Genomic DNA, 16238 nt, shown 5'->3' on the forward strand with positions numbered 1-16238 from the left:
ATTTAAAATATAAAAAATGCGCCTAATGGCGCATTTTTTTCTCGTAGGGCGAAATTACGCTTTACGAGCAGGTAATTTTTCACGAATACGTGCAGCTTTACCAGACAAGTCACGTAGGTAGTAAAGTTTAGCACGACGTACATCACCACGACGTTTAACTTCAATTTTAGCAACGATTGGAGAGTGAGTTTGGAATACACGCTCAACACCAACACCGCTAGAAATTTTACGAACAGTGAATGCAGAGTTCAAACCACGGTTTTTCTTCGCAATAACAACACCTTCAAATGCTTGAAGACGTTCACGATCACCCTCTTTTACTTTTACTTGAACAACAACTGTGTCGCCCGGAGCAAATGTAGGAAGGTCAGATTTTAATTGCGCATTTTCAACAGCTTGAACTAAAGGATGCTTACCACTCATTGTGGGATACTCCATAATTGCGGGGATCAGAGAGGTCTGAACGACCGCTGGGGATAGAGGCTAAATCGCGTATCAACCCGTTTATCTTTCTCTTTACATAAAATGTAAAGAGCCTACATAGTCTTAAATCTATTCAATGATAGGTTTAAGGATCTCATCTTTTAACCATTTTTTTTGCTGCTTACTTAACTCCACCTGTTCAACCAACTCAGGTCGACGCTCAAGTGTTCGTTGGTAACGCTGCAAAAAACGCCATTTTTCAATATTGGCATGATGTCCCGATTTTAACACTTCAGGCACATCTAACCCTTCAAAATGGTCAGGTTTAGTATATTGTGGACAATCTAACAGACCATCGACAAAAGAATCTTGCACTGCAGATTGTTCATCAGACATCACATTCGGCAAACGTCGAATAATGCTATCGAGTAACACCATTGCAGGAAGTTCTCCACCCGACAAAACGTAATCCCCAATTGACCATTCCTGATCAACATAATGTTGGATCAAACGCTCATCAACGCCTTCATAACGCCCACACAATACAATCAAACCATCATATTCAACGAATTGTTGTACTGCCTGTTCATTTAAGGTTTTGCCTTGCGGTGACATATACACCACTGGCACATGAACACATCCTGCTTGCACTGCAAGCTGTTTGGCATGAGTAATTGCTTTTGCCAAAGGCTCAGCCATCATCACCATACCTGGGCCCCCACCAAATGGACGTTCATCCACCCGTTTGTAGTTACCCTCAGCAAAATCTCGTGGATTAATACAAGTGACTTGTACAATGTCACGCTTTGCTGCACGCCCGCTAATCCCGTAAGCTGTAATCGCTTCAAACATTTCAGGAAAAAGCGTTATGACTGCAAAAAACATCGCAGACTCCTCTATTTCCTGCTGCGCTAATTCAATCAAGAATTAGTAATCTACGCCCCAGTTGACGTAAATACGACCAGCTTCAAGATCAACACGTTGCACCACATCTTTATGCCATGGAATCATGCGTTCTTCAGAGTCAATGCTGTCTGGTGTGGCATGAACCACCATGACATCATTTGCCCCTGTTTCAAATAACTCATGAATTTTTCCAAGATTAACTTCCTGTTCATTTTCATCCAGACCTAACACGGTTAAGCCTTTCAAATCTGACCAGTAATACTCATCCATTTCAGGTTGAGGAAGCTGACTCTTTGAAATCCAGATATTGGCACCAACCAAGCCATCTGCCGCAGTGCGATCACTCACACCCTTTAAAGCAGCAACCAAGCCTTTGCCATGTGGCTTCCAACGTTTCACATCGACGGTTTGCCATCCAGCCTTGGTTTCAATGTACCAAGGTAGATAGTCAAACACATTGCTCATAGGCTCTGTATTAGAGTAAACCCACAGCCACCCATTCAAGCCATAAGCTGAACGTAACTGTCCAATCTGGATACGATCTTCGGGAACATTCTGTGTTGGGGTCATGGGCATTCTCTACAACAGAAATTATGCAGCAGAAGCAGCTTTTTTAGCTTGAGCAGCTAAAGAAGCAACACGTTCAGAAGGTTGAGCACCTTGTGCAACCCAGTGAGCGAAACGGTCAGCATCTAAACGAAGTTTTTCAGCTTGACCTTGTGCAGTTGGGTTAAAGAAACCAAGACGTTCGATGAAACGACCATCACGTGCATTGCGGCTATCAGTCACAACGATTTGATAGAATGGACGTTTTTTTGCACCACCGCGCGCTAAACGAATAACAACCATGATAAAAGCCTTATAATTCTTACGGATTATCCCTGCGCCGACCATCGGCAACACTTCAAACCCCTTTCATAGAGGGCGATATTTTACGTGATATTCACCCTGAATGAAAGATTATTTTTTGAGTTATCCGCAGTTTTGAATTTAAGACTTAGTTTCCATCCCAAGTTGAACTACTTGAGAGCGCACAGGTTGCTACACCTTTCACCCAATATTTCTGTCCATCCTGATTTAAGCAAACTACACCATTGCCATTTTGTACGGTTGCTGCTACAGGTGTTGCGGTTAGGGTATAGCCTTGGTTGTCTGTATCTACAGCCAATACAACTGTATAAAAAGCAGTTCCCGATGAAGGGTAATTTGCATTCCCACCTACACCAACGAGCGTTGCGCCACTATAGCTATTATTAACGAGTTTATAGCTTTGCATTCTACCCGCCACGCGCATTAGTTCTGTTTGTACATCTGCCCGATTAGTGCGGATTTTATACTGGGTATAAGACGGATAAGCAATTGCTGCCAAAATGGCAATAATTGCAACCACAATCATGAGTTCGATGAGGGTAAAGCCGCGTTGTTTTATATTCATTACCAAGTCTCCGAACCACTCGTACCACAATCTGAATAGCCATCAAATGATGTTTTATTTTTACAGCGTATCCCTGTGCTGGTTAAAAGGAAATTATAGTTTTTAGCATCTGAAGTTGTTGCCTTTATAGCCCAACCCTGTCCAACGGCACCACTAGCATTTAGTGCAACACCAGTCGTTGCATCCACAATACTCACCGTATAGGGATATGAAGAAGTGGATGCGACGGTTGTGGAGGTCGTAGAAAAACCCATATAGTTAAAATTACGTGCCTTATAACGCTCAAGCAACATCGCCAAACGTTGCATTTCTTGCTCTGCTTGGTCAGCACGTGAACGTCGGGCATATTCCTGATAACTTGGGATTGCAATTGCTGCAAAAATGGCAACAATCACAACAACAATCATAAGTTCAATGAGTGTGAATCCATGAGTATTTTTCATATCACCGACCCTATTGTGATTCATACCATCTCAATTGCTTTAATCCCTGAGTTGTAGGTGTGCCATTAACTGAGGATGATGGATTCGCTGCATTACCAGCAGATGTTGTTAAATATGTTATTCCATTCACGGTTTGCATACTCAAGCTTGCACCTAAAATCCCTGCACCTAGTTTTGTTGACGACACACTCGATGCTGTTCCACTCGCAAACGAACATTTTCCTGTCGGTAGACAGAAACGGAATACATAAGAATCTCCCTGCACACCCGAATTACATGCGCCCGTAATACCTGTTCCGTTTCGATAATACGTGTTTACATAAAGTAAGTTACCTACAGCATATAAGCCATTCATGGCTTTATAATCACCTGCTGTTGATGAGAAATTATAGTACCAGCCTCCATTATATGTGCCAGTAGTATTGGTACGTGCAATTCCATTCGTACCATTAAATGCCTGCAAAGTAACATCTGTTGTATTTAAAGGATGATCCGTTGTAATGCTGTATAAATCTGTTCTTGCCACATCGTTATCATAAATCACATACACAGCATCGTTCGCACTCTGTGTATTATTTGCCAAAGGTGAACTTCTATTCCCTGATGCAATGGAAACCGCAACAAATTTATTACCTGTAGCATCACTATGCACAGTAATACTTGGCATTTCATAAAAACGCGGACTTAAACCATTTGTTACATGCTGGTTGGTTAAACGTACAACACGCGCATCAATTTGTTGTGTTGCTGTTGCTGTTGCATTATTCAAGTCAATTCGGAAAACCTGCCCACCCAAATCACCAAAATATAAGCTATCAGCATAGCCATCTCCATCTCGGTCAATTGCATTGATTTGACCCACAACGCTATATTGAAGATTGCTGTTAGAAGTTACTGCTTGTGCCCCTTTTGTATCCGTTGCACTTGTTGCATTTGCACTGGCCCACCATAATAAATTACCATTCTCAGCATCAAACATATAAATGCCTGCGCCTTGTTTATTGGTCTGATTATAGGCAGAATTTTCATAACCAGTATCATAACCACCACCCACAATCATTACCAGTTTAGACTGCCCACCAAATTTTACACGAGCAATGGTTGGTTTAGACCAGCTCTGCCCCATAAAACTAAGTGCTGTGACGTTCGATGTTGTTCCTGATGCATTTATAATATTTGAACTTGCTGGGTTAATGTGGAACTTCAAACTAGGATTGGTAATGTCTGAGAGATCTAGCGCGTAATAGCTGCGCCCCCCCATTCGTAGTCCACCATAAATAAACTGCTTGCCTTGAATGGTGTTCGTACTATTACTACGGTCAGAAGCCCCTACAGTTAATGAACCATCAGTATTTGCAACGTACTGAGTATAAGCAGCCCAAGGTGCATCTATTCCATAAAATAAACTACCATTTGTAGATGATACATTTCTAAAGGCTTCTTTTTGATTTTCCATCATCTCATTCGGCACAAAAGAAAATACTTCTTTCCCGCCTGGGTAAGTGTACCCTGTCGTTCCTTTTTTCGCCTCATCACCCACTTGAACAACATGCAAAATGCCTTGAGTTGTACCAAACAATAAATAATCATCTCTGTTTGTGGTACTAACACTACCATTGCTGTATGTCACTGTACCCGATTGGGTTAATAACAATGGTGATGAATGCATAGTACTACCTAGTTGGCGTAATTCAGTTGCATTCACCAATGTACTCGTACTAATGTTTGAGGTTGTTGGATCAATGTCATACCCCAATACATTCAACCAATACCCTTTATTCGGATCGTTATTAAAACTTCCTGAAGCCTTCAACAAAGCATCTAAATTAACTTGAGCCAGAGTTGAAGATTCTTGGGCTGTTGACCCAGAAATCGTTCGGTTTGTATAAATAACCCGTTGCGATGTTCTAATATTATCGCTATTTGTCGCTGTACTTAATAATGGTAGTTGGCCTTTTACGCCATCAGACCAATACCCTGTTGCATTGGTATTTAAAATCCCACTATTTAATAAATTTGCATTATTTGAACCTGCCAAAACACCATTTAGAATTTGGTATTTATTTATATTACCTAACCATAGTTGATAGGCTTTTTCTGGTGTTGGCGAAATTGTTGCATAGTAACCAAAAGGTTGTATCATCGTTGGATTTAATGCATCAGTTGGAATGGTTGGGGAGCCCGTATTAATCGGATCAATAGAAACTGAAACTTTTTTTACAAAGTTAATAATACTATTGGCAATATCATTCGAGTTTTCCGCATAGTAAATCCCGCCATTCCCATATTGACTACTTCCCCATAAGCAAGCATTTTTTGCATCAGGATTATTAATTGAACTACAAACCGTTGCATCTGTACTACCACTCGCTCCAGCAAGTGCTGAAAATGATGAACCAAAACCGACAACAGCTGTCTTAATAGATTTTCCAAGTGGATTATTATTTGAATTTAATATCTGGGCATATTTTCCAATATATTCCCATCCACCAGTCTCACCACTAAATAAATTAGATTGTAATGTTGGTGAAACCAAACCACCTGTTGGCTTTGAACTAATTGAATAACTAGGAGTTAAAGACGTATTCATAATGGTTTGTGCCATATTATCTTTAGTCGAGTTTGGTGCTCCATCTGTTAGGAAGTAAATACCATTCCCATCACACGTATTATTTGAACCACCTGCAATATAAGTGCTTGAACCATTGGTTTTTTTCGAATCTGCTGCAGAATAGGCAAAACCACCGATTAGATTATCATTTGTTCCTGCAACTAAAAAAGGATTGGTACGATAAGATACGATACCTATCGTTCCACCAGCATATCCAGGCCAAACCGTCCCAACAATAGGTTCAATATCCATAGGTTCATTATTGACCTTCATCCAACCGCCATAACGCCATCCTTCTGGTAATTTAGAAAAAGTTTCCCATCCAGAAGCCATCGGTCCTACAGCATTTTTAAATGCCGATTGAGATGTCACCTGTATCCATCCACCATTTCCGTCAGGTCTATAAATACCGTTATTCACAGTTCCTGTAGTGACAGTTTGATTCGAAGAATCATATCCAGGCCAATTATTTACACATTGTTTTACAGTTGCACCTAAAGCTCCAGTTGTACCAGATCCAACAGCAACACAAATAAAATATGACTGATTAGTACCATTTTGCATCACCATGTAACCATCATAAATAGTTGAAACTTTTCCACTATTTACGCCACCACTCCCTGTCCCAGTCCCCATCATATATGCACCAGCTTCAGCATAAGCATGTGCCGTCGGTGTTCCACTAGATGCCTTGGTTACATCTGGATAGTTATTACTTGATAAATTTAAATTAGCATTTGCTGTACCATCTTCATTCGTGGTTGTATCTAAAGACTTAATTGAGGCAATTGTCTGAGCTAATCGGACACGCTGTGTTGATGTTAATGCACCATTAGGCACTAAAACTCGACCTGAGTGGCCATCAGTTAATGTATTGGTTGCTGTCCCAATCGTAAGTTCTGTTTTAGATGAAAACTGACCTAACCCTATAATCGTGTCATTACTTAACTTATCACTTGCCAATAAAGGTAAAATGGCATCTTTTAAACGAGATAAACGATCATATTGTGTTATTGTTCCGTTTGTACAGCCTCGTACATAATAGGGAATCACTGTCCCCCCAATAGTTACACTTTTATAAATAGACGTTTTACCATTGGTCGGGCTAGAAGGATTTGTATCTTTTAAGTTATATGCCCATTCATAAATATTAGATGTTGATCCACGTCCACTATAATATTCAGGAACAGCAGTATGTGCACATAAAGATGAATCAACATCTCCCGGACTACCGTAGGCATTGGTTTTTGGTAAAACCAGAGAACTAATTCCCATACTTCCCGATGTATCAAGCATTAAAAAAATGGAGGTCTTACCCGCATTTGCTGTTTTATAAATTTCAATATCACTAGCGTCAGCAAGCGGAATTCCATTACACACAACAAATGTAAAGATTGCTGAAATTGCCGATGACAAAACTTTTTTGCGATGTTTTAACATACGCATCACCCCATATTTAATTGAACAGTCATCAAGCAACTGATGTAATAGATGTTCCGACGGTATAATCTGCACGTTGGATATTGTAAGGAACGCCTAGTCCTTTAAAGCAGCTTGCTACGTTTGAAGATGATTGTTTAAAACAATTTTGAATATCTGTACTTGAGGCATTCACTATGCTCGGTAGAACAGAAATAACTGTGACCGAAATATTCAAGGATGAAAATTGGTCAGATCCTCCGCCCAAACTGGTACCCTGAGAGACTGAAGCAAAAGGGACTGCCGTTGCTGATGTGGTTGTCTGATTTTTTCGAATATACACTTGTGACAGAACAGCTGAACGAGCAGTCGAAAAAGCAGTCGTGGTACAATAGCCAGCTGTTCCGATCTTACCCGTTGAACCATCTGCACCTATTGCACTGGCATTTGCCAATGAATAAAAACTTGCTGAACCTTTATAACAAAAAGCAAGTTCATCCGAGGCATGATCTGCTGAATAAAAATATCCAAACATACCATCTGTATATAATTGGCGCTTAATCTGGTTTGGATCTTCTAAAGCAAATAGTGCAGCATCCGAATTTTGTATTAACAACTGCTGTGCTTGGCTATTGGTTGAAATATTTAAAGAAATTAACCCCTGTTTAACAGCATACGTTCCAACAACAGTGATCATTAAAAGAATCATCAAAATAATAATTAGTGTTGCGCCCTTTTGAGCATGTTGTTTTATCATTGACGTGCTCCCAAGGCATTACGAATAGCAACAGTTTGAGTAATCACTTGTCGCAGGTATTTCGCACTTAGACCTTTGGTCGTATTATTTAATGACACACCTGTTTGGTCTAGCACATTAAATTGTTGATTATTATTTGCAAAAGAACTAGCATCAATGGCCTGTGCTGAACGTGCTAATATACCTAAACGAACACCGACAATATCGCCCGTTGACGCTGCTGGGCTGGCAATATTGTAATATTGATCAATTGGAACCTCTTCTAAATTACCAGAAGAATCTCTCACAATAAGTAAGATTCTTAAGTAATCAACTCGTTTCATGATCAGAGCACCACTTGTGACTGAACTATCCCAAGTGATAGCCGCGCCCGTTGAGCGACCAGCAGCACAAGCCAAGCCCAATGCTGTATCCGCAGTTTCATTTTGTGTTGAATAATTACTATCTTTTCTTAGAAAAAAACGTTCTATAACATAGGTGCTCGTTGATGTAATCTGTTGCCCTTCACAGTCAAACCCACCCGTTTCTTGCGGCAAATATTGAATTAATAGTTGATCGCTTGCCTGTGTTGTATTTGAAGACCCATAGGCATTTCTTGTGACATATGCAGCATTAATACCAGCGAGGTTTGTTGTGTTAAGAACAATCCCCCCCCCACTTAATGCTGATGTCATATCTGTACTACTTGCATTCAAATTTGCCATTCGAATATCTTTTGCAATGTAACTTAAACCAAAATTGGCATTATCTTGAATATCTGCGCCACCTTGCTGCAATGAGTAACTTTGTTGAGCTGAAAGGAAAAGCATCGTACCTGCTGCAATAATAATTAATCCTAGAGCCAACGAAACCATCAGTTCAATAAGTGTAAAGCCTTGTTGTTTTCGCATTAGCTTAACTCCTGCACGGTATAAGCCTCTAAAACAACACATTTAGAATCATCTACATAACTGAAACTTTTTGTGGTCGATGAACTTGTCGTACACGCAGTTTGGTCTGTCGTTGTTGTCGTATTTGTTGGCTGTGTTTTTCCCCATGAAACATAAATACAAGAACGCTTATTTGCTGTTTCAGGACAATCGTTCATTGTTACCTGCATACCTGCATTCTGTGCAACCTGATACGTTGCATAACTATCAAACTGAGCTTTTTCTGCTGGTGTACAAAAACTGCTATAACACTTCGTTTGTAAAGTGGCAGAAGTATTCTGAACTGCTGTCGTATTTTGTAAAGAAGTTCTATAAATCGCTAAGGCCGCTGCACTGTTATTAATTTTTATCTTTTCAGCAAGATCTCGTGCAATGTTCGTTGCCTGAATACGATTAAACCCTTCTGATGTTGCCTCAACTGCCCGTAATTGCAATCCAACAAAACCTAATACGCCAAGTGCGAGTAATAATAATGCGACCAAAACCTCCATCATCCCCACGCCTTTTTGAGCACGTTTCAAGTTCATGAGCAAGCTCCTGCCTGATTATCAAGAAGTGAAATTGTTCCCATCTTAGACAAAACTAAAATTTCACTTTCGGCAAGCTGCGTATTGCATATTTGCAATTGGGTATCACTATTTATGGATGACACAGTCCCATTTGTATTAAAGGCAATTGATGTGAGGCTACTGCCATTTGGAAAAATAAGCTGATTACCCGAAATAGGTGACCAATTTAATTGAGTAGCACTATTACTATTAGATGAGTTCAGTCTCACAGAAGTATTTGTTCTCAATAACACCGCCTGACTACGCGCTGTAGTCAATAAGTCTTTAAGTTCATGTGTTGTCGAATTTAATTGTTGTCTGGCAATCATATTTCTAAAAGAAGGCGCTGCCATAGTCGCAATAATCGCCAAAACAGCGATCGTGACCATCAGCTCAACTAATGTAAACCCCCGCATTAATCGCATTCTTTTGCCCTCTTTTTATCTGTTAAAATTATACAACCCACCGTCACAATAACGATACAATACAGATAGAAGGCATAAAAAAACGGATAACCATGTTATCCGTCTAAATTTCTAAATACTTGTTTAGGCTTGTGTTACATGTATTCTTAACTCTTTTGGCAAACTAAACGTAATATTTTCCTCACGACCATCTAACTCTTTAGGAACTTGAGCGCCCCAATCCTGTAGTCGCTGAATGACTTGTTTAATCAAAATTTCAGGTGCTGACGCCCCTGCCGTCACCCCAATTTTACTCTGTGGCTGAAACCATTCTGATTGTAACTGGTCGGCATTATCAACCAAATATGCATGTTTCCCCATACGTTCTGCTAATTCACGTAACCGATTTGAATTGGATGAATTCGGTGAGCCCACCACCAACACAACATCACATTGGATGGCTAAATCACGCACCGCATCCTGACGGTTTTGAGTCGCATAGCAGATATCATCTTTACGCGGCCCCTGAATTTGAGGATATTTCGCACGTAGCGCATCAATTACTTTGGCAGTGTCATCAATCGACAATGTCGTTTGTGTCACAAACGCGACTTTTTCAGGGTGTTTAACTTCTAGTGCCGCAACGTCTGCTTCATCTTCAACCAGATAAATTGCACCGCCATTGGTTTGGTCATATTGCCCCATTGTTCCTTCAACTTCAGGGTGCCCATGATGCCCAATCAAAATAGCTTCTGTACCTTCACGTGCATAACGTGTAACTTCAATATGCACTTTAGTGACTAAAGGACAAGTAGCATCAAATACTTTCAGACCACGACGTGCGGCTTCTTGCTGAACCGCTTTAGAAACGCCATGTGCACTAAAAATTACAATATTGTCATCTGGGACTTCATCCAGTTCATCAACAAAAATTGCACCTCTTTGTCGTAAATCATCAACAACAAATTTGTTGTGTACTACTTCATGGCGTACATAAATAGGGGGCTGGAAGCATTCAAGCGCACGATTGACGATTGCAATTGCCCGATCTACGCCTGCACAAAAACCACGGGGATTAGCCAATACAATTTCCATAATGTCCTCAATTTCGCACTTGAAAGCAATTTATCTGAAATTCTTGCATCTTCGTGATACAAAGTATTCAGTTTAACGGCACTCTACTCTAAAATAGAGAAGATATTTTATCATATCAGGAAAAATATCATGTCGGGTCTATTGTTTGTCGTTTCTGCTGCATCGGGAACAGGCAAAACATCGTTAGTGAAAGCCCTTCTTGAACGTGTGACCAATTTACACGTTTCAGTTTCTCATACTACACGTGGCCAACGTCCAGGCGAACTCGACGGGGTTCATTATCACTTTACGAGCAAAGAGACTTTTCTTGAGCAAGTCAAGCAAGGTGGCTTTATTGAATATGCTGAAGTCTTTGGCAACTATTACGGCACGTCTCAAGCCACAGTAAAACAACAACTTGCAAAAGGTCATGACGTTTTACTGGAAATTGACTGGCAAGGGGCTGAGCAGGTTCGTAAACTCTTCCCTGAATCTGTTCAAATTTTTATTCTTCCACCAAGTCAGTTCGACTTACGTCAACGACTTTCCAACCGTGGTACAGATGCTGTTGAAGTCATCGAGCACCGCCTAAGCTGCGCAGTTGCAGATATGCAGCAATACCTTAATTTTGACTATGTCATCATTAATGATGATTTTAATAAAGCGTTACATGATCTGGATTCGGTGGTTAATGCCAATCGTTTACGAACTGAGCAGCAAGCCAGACGTCATCAGGCATTAATTGCTCAATTGTTAAAACCTGAAAGTTGATTAAAACTTGAGTCTGTCTGCAAAGCATTCTATACTTCGCAGTCTAGTTAAATTTAACTGATAAGAGATTTGTTATGGCACGCGTAACTGTTGAAGATTGTTTAGACCATGTAGATAACCGTTTTGAATTGGTTCTTGTGGCAGGTAAACGTGCGCGCCAATTAGCCCGTCAGGGGATTGAACCAACTGTAGAATGGGATGATGACAAACCTACAGTGGTTGCGTTACGTGAAATTGCTGCTGGTCATGTGAGCAAAGATATTTTGAAACAGCGTGATCAAGATTACCAAGCTTCTAGTCTTGATCTTGCACTTTCAGCAAACAGCTTAAACTTAGAAGGTTTTACTTTCTAAATTTAAGTCGTTTGTCTAAAAAGCCTAGTTTTCCTAACTAGGCTTTTTTCTTTTTGCCCTGCTTTTAGTCAAAATTGACTCAAACAATCAACTTTATTGAAAATTTCTTGGCTTTTTTGTCATAGAAAAATTGACAAGATCGACATAATGTTTTTCATTAGAGAACTCAGGTATATTTTGTAATTCAGCATAAAGGTGGCCTATGCCAGGTGAAGACGTCAGCCAAGCCAAGCAACAACTTAAACTCATTATCGACGAATACTTACAACCCAGTGTCGTTGAACAAGTACTTGCGGCTTGTGATTTTGCTGACCTCGCACATAGTGGCGTAACCCGTAAAAGCGGTGAACCCTATGTACTACACCCCATTGCGGTCAGTTGTATTCTCGCGCGAATGCGTCTAGATGCCGAAACCCTGATGGCTGCACTTTTACATGATGTCATTGAAGATACCGAGTTTACCAAAGAAGAAATCACACAAAAATTTAGTAAAACTGTTGCCGAACTTGTGGATGGCGTCACCAAACTGACCCATTCCAGCGACAAGCAAGTCAACAAGGCAGCCTCTTTTCGTAAAATTTTACAAGCCACGCTGCAAGACCCACGGGTTATTATCATCAAGCTTGCAGACCGTTATCATAATATGACGACTTTAGATGCCTTACGTCCCGATAAGCGGGCGCGTATTGCACAAGAGACTTTTGATATTTTTGTGCCGATGGCTCGTATCGTGGGCATGAATGAAATGGCGGATAATCTGGAATATCTGTGTTATCAAAACCTTGACCTAGATATGTTTAACCAGATTCAGGGGGCATTGCAAGAAACACGTCCAAAACGCTGCGAATATCAGCAGACTTGGGAAAAAAACTTAACTCATTTACTTCAGCAATATCTCATTACTGGACGCATTAAAAAGAAAAATAATAATATCGAACTCATTCGCCGCTTCATTAAAAACCGCATCGATTTACATGATCTGACCCGAAGCCATTCTTTTGAAATTATTTTAAATAGCATTGCCGACTGTGACCGTCTGGTCGATATTCTAAAAGAAAGTTTTACCGTTATTTCATATGAAGACCATATCCGCCGACCTTTGCCTGGGGGAAATCAGTCTTTAAAAATGATTTTAAAAGGCGAGCAGACCTTTTTGTCTCTCACCATCCAAACCGAATTAATGCGCAAAGCCGCGCGTTTTGGCGTGGTTTTAGGTGAAAATGCACCTCAAGCATGCCGTTCTGCCATTCAGGCATCCATGAAAAATCTCAATACGCTCATGGACGGCGAATGTGCGAAAACCACATTTAATGATTTACTCGATTATCTTCATCAAGAAAAGATCTGGGTATATACCCCACATGGTCAACTCCATGAATTACCACAAGGCGCAACGGTAGTTGACTTTGCTTATGCTGCCAGTTTATTTCTTGGTAACCATGCCATCGGGGCGAAAATAGATGGTGAGACCAAACCACTTTCCACACCTTTAAGCAATGGACAAGTGATTGAAATTTTAACAGATGTCTTAGCCACCCCAAATCCAGACTGGCTCAGCTTTATTAATACCCAAAAAGCACGCCGAGCCATTCAAAATATGCTTCGTGAACAGGATATTGATGAGCAACGCATGGTTGGCGAGCAAGCATTAGACCGTGCTTTGAAATTATTTAATATCTCAAGCCGCGAACTTTCTGCTGACGATTGGCACAATATTCTGGAATGGCGCCATGTCGAAACCAAAAATGACCTTTTTGAGCAAATTGCCACGGGGGACTTACTTCCTCAACTGGTTGCAAATCATTTATTCGTTTTAGAAAGTAATGTCAAAGAACTGTCATCCTCACATCGTTTAATTCAAGGAACCGACGGTATCGATGTCAAATATGGTCGATGCTGTAACCCTCTGCTTGGCGATTCAATTCAGGGACATCTTTCACGTCGTGGTTTAATTGTGCATCGGGCACGCTGTCATAACTTACTTCATGAACAGCATCTACATCCTGAAAATATCATGCTGCTTCAGTGGAACACAGAAGGCACTGAAGATGTGAGTTTTACCGCATATTTATCCATTGATATGGATTTAAACGATGAACAAATTTCTCAACTGATCTATCAATGTCGTAAGGCAAAAACAGGGGTTGAGATGGTGCATGTGCAGGACAATAAAACCTACGTCAATGTCGTAGTCAATAACCGCTTACAAGTTGCCGAGATCATCCGTGAATTACGTATGTTGTTTGGCTTCCCACGTATTTTACGCCTCGATACGCCAATTACTATCAATGAACCAAGTAAAGTGGTTTAACTTGAATAAATTGATCACCTTAAATCAATTTGTGTTATATATAGCATGTGTTGATATTTCATTCATGACCTGTACTATCGAGCCAAATCGCCAAAATTAGGGTCTGTAATGAATCGTTTTCGAGTTTTATAACGCGATTTAAAGATATTTCCGTCATCATTCAGAACTTGGCTATTTTGGCAATGCCTCATGAACGATGGCTGTTTTAGCGGTACTAAATTTTAGCATTTTTGCCTCGAAATACTTAAAAACCCTGCACTGTACAAGCTCAGGTTGTCGGCATCTATGAAATATCAATAGACCCTAAAAACCTTCAAATATATAGGCATAAAAATGGTGGTAAGATATTCTTATTGCCTGTTTAAGTTTGTTTATTTATTTTGGAATAATACATTTAAAGGAGTTTGCTCATGTCACGCCAAGTTATTCATACTGAAAATGCACCTGCTGCAATTGGGACATATTCACAGGCGATTCTTGCGGGTAATACATTATATCTTTCTGGGCAAATTGGTCTGGATCCGTATAGCATGGAATTGGTTGACGGCATTGAGGCTCAAATCCGCCGCGTTTTTGATAACGTCAAAGCAGTATGTGAAGCTGCGGGTGGTTCACTTGCCAATATTGTAAAACTCAATATTTTCCTGACTGACCTTTCTCACTTCCAATTGGTCAACCAGATTATGGGCGAATACTTTGCTCAACCCTACCCTGCGCGTGCTGCACTTGGTGTTGCAAGTTTACCGAAAGGGGCTTTAGTTGAAATGGATGGTATCGTGGTAATTTGATTTCATTCATGTTTTTAAAACCACCGATAAGGTGGTTTTTTTTCATTCAAAATCCCAATGAAAAGATTCTCTTTTTTAAAATGATTTTAATTGACAAACGATAACAATTATCAATAATATCAACCATCGTATTTATTTTTCTCTGTAGGTGTGCAAATGTATGTTTGCTTATGTCGTGGTATAACAGACCAAGATATCAAAGATGCGATTGCAAATGGTGCTGAAAGCTTTCGTGAAGTCCGTGATCTACTCGATCTAGGAACCTGCTGTGGGCGCTGTGCGCCTGAAGCGCGTAGCATTATTAATGAAGAACTTGCAGAAATTGCAGCGCGGATTTCTGTTGCTGCATAACCTAAAAAAAATCCATAATAAAAATATGTATTTCTCCTTAAATCTCTGATTTTTCCCAAGCTTATTTTTCCTCCCCGCCAATGACTCAAGGCGGGTTTATTTTTTATAATCAGATATATAGAAAACTGTATGTGATTGTGATTTTCATTTGCTGTTCAATAAATCGCTCGCAGATGAAAGATGAATTCGCTAAGATGAATACTTAAATTGTTAGTAGATTTTATTTCGGTGGAGAAATTACCATGAAAGGCAATCGCGAGGTTATTCATCAACTTAATCAAGTGCTGTATCACCATCTCACCGCAATTAATCAATATTTCCTACATTCACGCATGTTTAATGACTGGGGAATCGAAAAACTTGGCTCGGTTGAATACAAAGAATCCATTCGCCAAATGAAACATGCCGACAAAATTATCGAACGGATTTTATTTTTAGAAGGCCTTCCTAATTTACAACACTTAGGAAAATTGTATATTGGTCAACATACGCTTGAAGTGTTGAATTGTGATATCCGTAAGGTGAAAGAAAATATCGAAGCACTAAAAGCAGCCGTGGTTCTTTCTGAACAAAATCAGGATTATGTTTCTCGTGATCTGGTTCAAGAAATTTTAGAATCTGAAGAAGAATATTGGGATTGGACGACAACACAAATTGATCTGGTCGAAAGTATTGGTATTGAAAATTATATTCAAAGCAAAGTCTCCGAATAACG

18 protein-coding genes are annotated in these 16238 nt (G+C 40.1%); 6 read left to right on the forward strand and 12 right to left on the reverse strand.

Features of this window, described 5'->3' with window-relative positions; all coding sequences use genetic code 11:
• Positions 1-54 precede the first annotated feature (54 nt).
• From rplS to ispH, 12 genes are all read right to left on the reverse strand, one after another.
• Positions 55-423: a 50S ribosomal protein L19 gene (gene rplS, locus ABDV70_RS08225; RefSeq protein WP_343596940.1), complete on the reverse strand. Its 369-nt coding sequence runs from the start codon at positions 421-423 to the stop codon at positions 55-57.
• Between the two features lie 129 nt (positions 424-552).
• Positions 553-1308: a tRNA (guanosine(37)-N1)-methyltransferase TrmD gene (gene trmD / locus ABDV70_RS08230; protein WP_343596941.1), complete on the reverse strand. Its 756-nt coding sequence runs from the start codon at positions 1306-1308 to the stop codon at positions 553-555.
• A 42-nt stretch (positions 1309-1350) separates the two neighbouring features.
• Entirely contained in the window at positions 1351-1899 is a 549-nt protein-coding gene (gene rimM / locus ABDV70_RS08235; RefSeq protein ID WP_343596942.1) for a ribosome maturation factor RimM, read from the reverse strand.
• A gap of 21 nt (positions 1900-1920) precedes the next feature.
• Positions 1921-2178: a 30S ribosomal protein S16 gene (rpsP, locus tag ABDV70_RS08240; protein WP_343596944.1), complete on the reverse strand. Its 258-nt coding sequence runs from the start codon at positions 2176-2178 to the stop codon at positions 1921-1923.
• A 148-nt stretch (positions 2179-2326) separates the two neighbouring features.
• The gene (locus ABDV70_RS08245; protein ID WP_343596946.1) at positions 2327-2764 is read right to left on the reverse strand and encodes a type IV pilin protein; all 438 of its coding nucleotides are present in this window, start codon (positions 2762-2764) and stop codon (positions 2327-2329) included.
• Complete coding sequence (locus ABDV70_RS08250; protein WP_343596948.1) at positions 2764-3207, reverse strand: prepilin-type N-terminal cleavage/methylation domain-containing protein; 444 nt, start codon at positions 3205-3207, stop codon at positions 2764-2766. The genes ABDV70_RS08245 and ABDV70_RS08250 overlap by 1 nt, the downstream gene beginning before the upstream one ends.
• A gap of 10 nt (positions 3208-3217) precedes the next feature.
• Positions 3218-7258: a PilC/PilY family type IV pilus protein gene (locus ABDV70_RS08255; RefSeq protein ID WP_343596950.1), complete on the reverse strand. Its 4041-nt coding sequence runs from the start codon at positions 7256-7258 to the stop codon at positions 3218-3220.
• A 31-nt stretch (positions 7259-7289) separates the two neighbouring features.
• Positions 7290-7994, reverse strand: coding sequence for a pilus assembly protein PilX (locus tag ABDV70_RS08260; RefSeq protein WP_343596952.1), 705 nt, complete (start codon positions 7992-7994; stop codon positions 7290-7292).
• Positions 7991-8884, reverse strand: coding sequence for a prepilin-type N-terminal cleavage/methylation domain-containing protein (locus ABDV70_RS08265; protein WP_343596953.1), 894 nt, complete (start codon positions 8882-8884; stop codon positions 7991-7993). The genes ABDV70_RS08260 and ABDV70_RS08265 overlap by 4 nt, the downstream gene beginning before the upstream one ends.
• Positions 8884-9450, reverse strand: a complete 567-nt coding sequence (pilV, locus tag ABDV70_RS08270) for a type IV pilus modification protein PilV (protein ID WP_343596954.1) — start codon at positions 9448-9450, stop codon at positions 8884-8886. The genes ABDV70_RS08265 and pilV overlap by 1 nt, the downstream gene beginning before the upstream one ends.
• Positions 9447-9896 carry a prepilin-type N-terminal cleavage/methylation domain-containing protein gene (locus ABDV70_RS08275; RefSeq protein WP_343596956.1) on the reverse strand — a complete coding sequence of 150 codons (450 nt, stop codon included), beginning with the start codon at positions 9894-9896 and terminating at the stop codon, positions 9447-9449. Before ABDV70_RS08275 ends, pilV begins: the two co-directional genes overlap by 4 nt.
• Positions 9897-10019: 123 nt before the next feature.
• Positions 10020-10970, reverse strand: a complete 951-nt coding sequence (ispH, locus tag ABDV70_RS08280) for a 4-hydroxy-3-methylbut-2-enyl diphosphate reductase (protein ID WP_343596957.1) — start codon at positions 10968-10970, stop codon at positions 10020-10022.
• Positions 10971-11099: 129 nt separating this feature from the next.
• Here ispH and gmk point away from each other — a divergent pair, with 129 nt between their 5' ends.
• From gmk to bfr, 6 genes are all read left to right on the forward strand, one after another.
• Positions 11100-11720 carry a guanylate kinase gene (gene gmk / locus ABDV70_RS08285; RefSeq protein ID WP_343596959.1) on the forward strand — a complete coding sequence of 207 codons (621 nt, stop codon included), beginning with the start codon at positions 11100-11102 and terminating at the stop codon, positions 11718-11720.
• Between the two features lie 74 nt (positions 11721-11794).
• Positions 11795-12073, forward strand: coding sequence for a DNA-directed RNA polymerase subunit omega (rpoZ, locus tag ABDV70_RS08290; RefSeq protein ID WP_343596960.1), 279 nt, complete (start codon positions 11795-11797; stop codon positions 12071-12073).
• Positions 12074-12275: 202 nt separating this feature from the next.
• Positions 12276-14384: an HD domain-containing protein gene (locus ABDV70_RS08295; RefSeq protein WP_343596962.1), complete on the forward strand. Its 2109-nt coding sequence runs from the start codon at positions 12276-12278 to the stop codon at positions 14382-14384.
• Between the two features lie 410 nt (positions 14385-14794).
• Entirely contained in the window at positions 14795-15172 is a 378-nt protein-coding gene (locus ABDV70_RS08300) for a RidA family protein (RefSeq protein WP_343596963.1), read from the forward strand.
• Between the two features lie 156 nt (positions 15173-15328).
• Positions 15329-15523 carry a bacterioferritin-associated ferredoxin gene (locus ABDV70_RS08305; protein WP_343596964.1) on the forward strand — a complete coding sequence of 65 codons (195 nt, stop codon included), beginning with the start codon at positions 15329-15331 and terminating at the stop codon, positions 15521-15523.
• A gap of 242 nt (positions 15524-15765) precedes the next feature.
• Positions 15766-16236, forward strand: a complete 471-nt coding sequence (bfr, locus tag ABDV70_RS08310) for a bacterioferritin (RefSeq protein WP_343596965.1) — start codon at positions 15766-15768, stop codon at positions 16234-16236.
• Positions 16237-16238: the final 2 nt, after the last annotated feature.

It is taken from the genome of Acinetobacter sp. (genome assembly GCF_039596015.1).
In the GTDB taxonomy this organism is placed as follows: domain Bacteria; phylum Pseudomonadota; class Gammaproteobacteria; order Pseudomonadales; family Moraxellaceae; genus Acinetobacter.

Excerpts from the sequence above, each read along its gene's own strand:
- bfr (WP_343596965.1), top strand. The coding sequence starts at position 15,766 with ATGAAAGGCAATCGCGAGGTTATTCATCAACTTAATCAAGTGCTGTAT.
- rpoZ (WP_343596960.1), top strand. The coding sequence starts at position 11,795 with ATGGCACGCGTAACTGTTGAAGATTGTTTAGACCATGTAGATAACCGT.
- ABDV70_RS08300 (WP_343596963.1), top strand. The coding sequence starts at position 14,795 with ATGTCACGCCAAGTTATTCATACTGAAAATGCACCTGCTGCAATTGGG.
- ABDV70_RS08250 (WP_343596948.1), bottom strand. The coding sequence starts at position 3,207 with ATGAAAAATACTCATGGATTCACACTCATTGAACTTATGATTGTTGTT.
- ispH (WP_343596957.1), bottom strand. The coding sequence starts at position 10,970 with ATGGAAATTGTATTGGCTAATCCCCGTGGTTTTTGTGCAGGCGTAGAT.
- trmD (WP_343596941.1), bottom strand. The coding sequence starts at position 1,308 with ATGTTTTTTGCAGTCATAACGCTTTTTCCTGAAATGTTTGAAGCGATT.
- rplS (WP_343596940.1), bottom strand. The coding sequence starts at position 423 with ATGAGTGGTAAGCATCCTTTAGTTCAAGCTGTTGAAAATGCGCAATTA.
- ABDV70_RS08305 (WP_343596964.1), top strand. The coding sequence starts at position 15,329 with ATGTATGTTTGCTTATGTCGTGGTATAACAGACCAAGATATCAAAGAT.
- ABDV70_RS08275 (WP_343596956.1), bottom strand. The coding sequence starts at position 9,896 with ATGCGATTAATGCGGGGGTTTACATTAGTTGAGCTGATGGTCACGATC.
- ABDV70_RS08295 (WP_343596962.1), top strand. The coding sequence starts at position 12,276 with ATGCCAGGTGAAGACGTCAGCCAAGCCAAGCAACAACTTAAACTCATT.
- ABDV70_RS08265 (WP_343596953.1), bottom strand. The coding sequence starts at position 8,884 with ATGCGAAAACAACAAGGCTTTACACTTATTGAACTGATGGTTTCGTTG.
- ABDV70_RS08260 (WP_343596952.1), bottom strand. The coding sequence starts at position 7,994 with ATGATAAAACAACATGCTCAAAAGGGCGCAACACTAATTATTATTTTG.
- rimM (WP_343596942.1), bottom strand. The coding sequence starts at position 1,899 with ATGACCCCAACACAGAATGTTCCCGAAGATCGTATCCAGATTGGACAG.
- ABDV70_RS08255 (WP_343596950.1), bottom strand. The coding sequence starts at position 7,258 with ATGTTAAAACATCGCAAAAAAGTTTTGTCATCGGCAATTTCAGCAATC.
- gmk (WP_343596959.1), top strand. The coding sequence starts at position 11,100 with ATGTCGGGTCTATTGTTTGTCGTTTCTGCTGCATCGGGAACAGGCAAA.
- pilV (WP_343596954.1), bottom strand. The coding sequence starts at position 9,450 with ATGAACTTGAAACGTGCTCAAAAAGGCGTGGGGATGATGGAGGTTTTG.
- ABDV70_RS08245 (WP_343596946.1), bottom strand. The coding sequence starts at position 2,764 with ATGAATATAAAACAACGCGGCTTTACCCTCATCGAACTCATGATTGTG.
- rpsP (WP_343596944.1), bottom strand. The coding sequence starts at position 2,178 with ATGGTTGTTATTCGTTTAGCGCGCGGTGGTGCAAAAAAACGTCCATTC.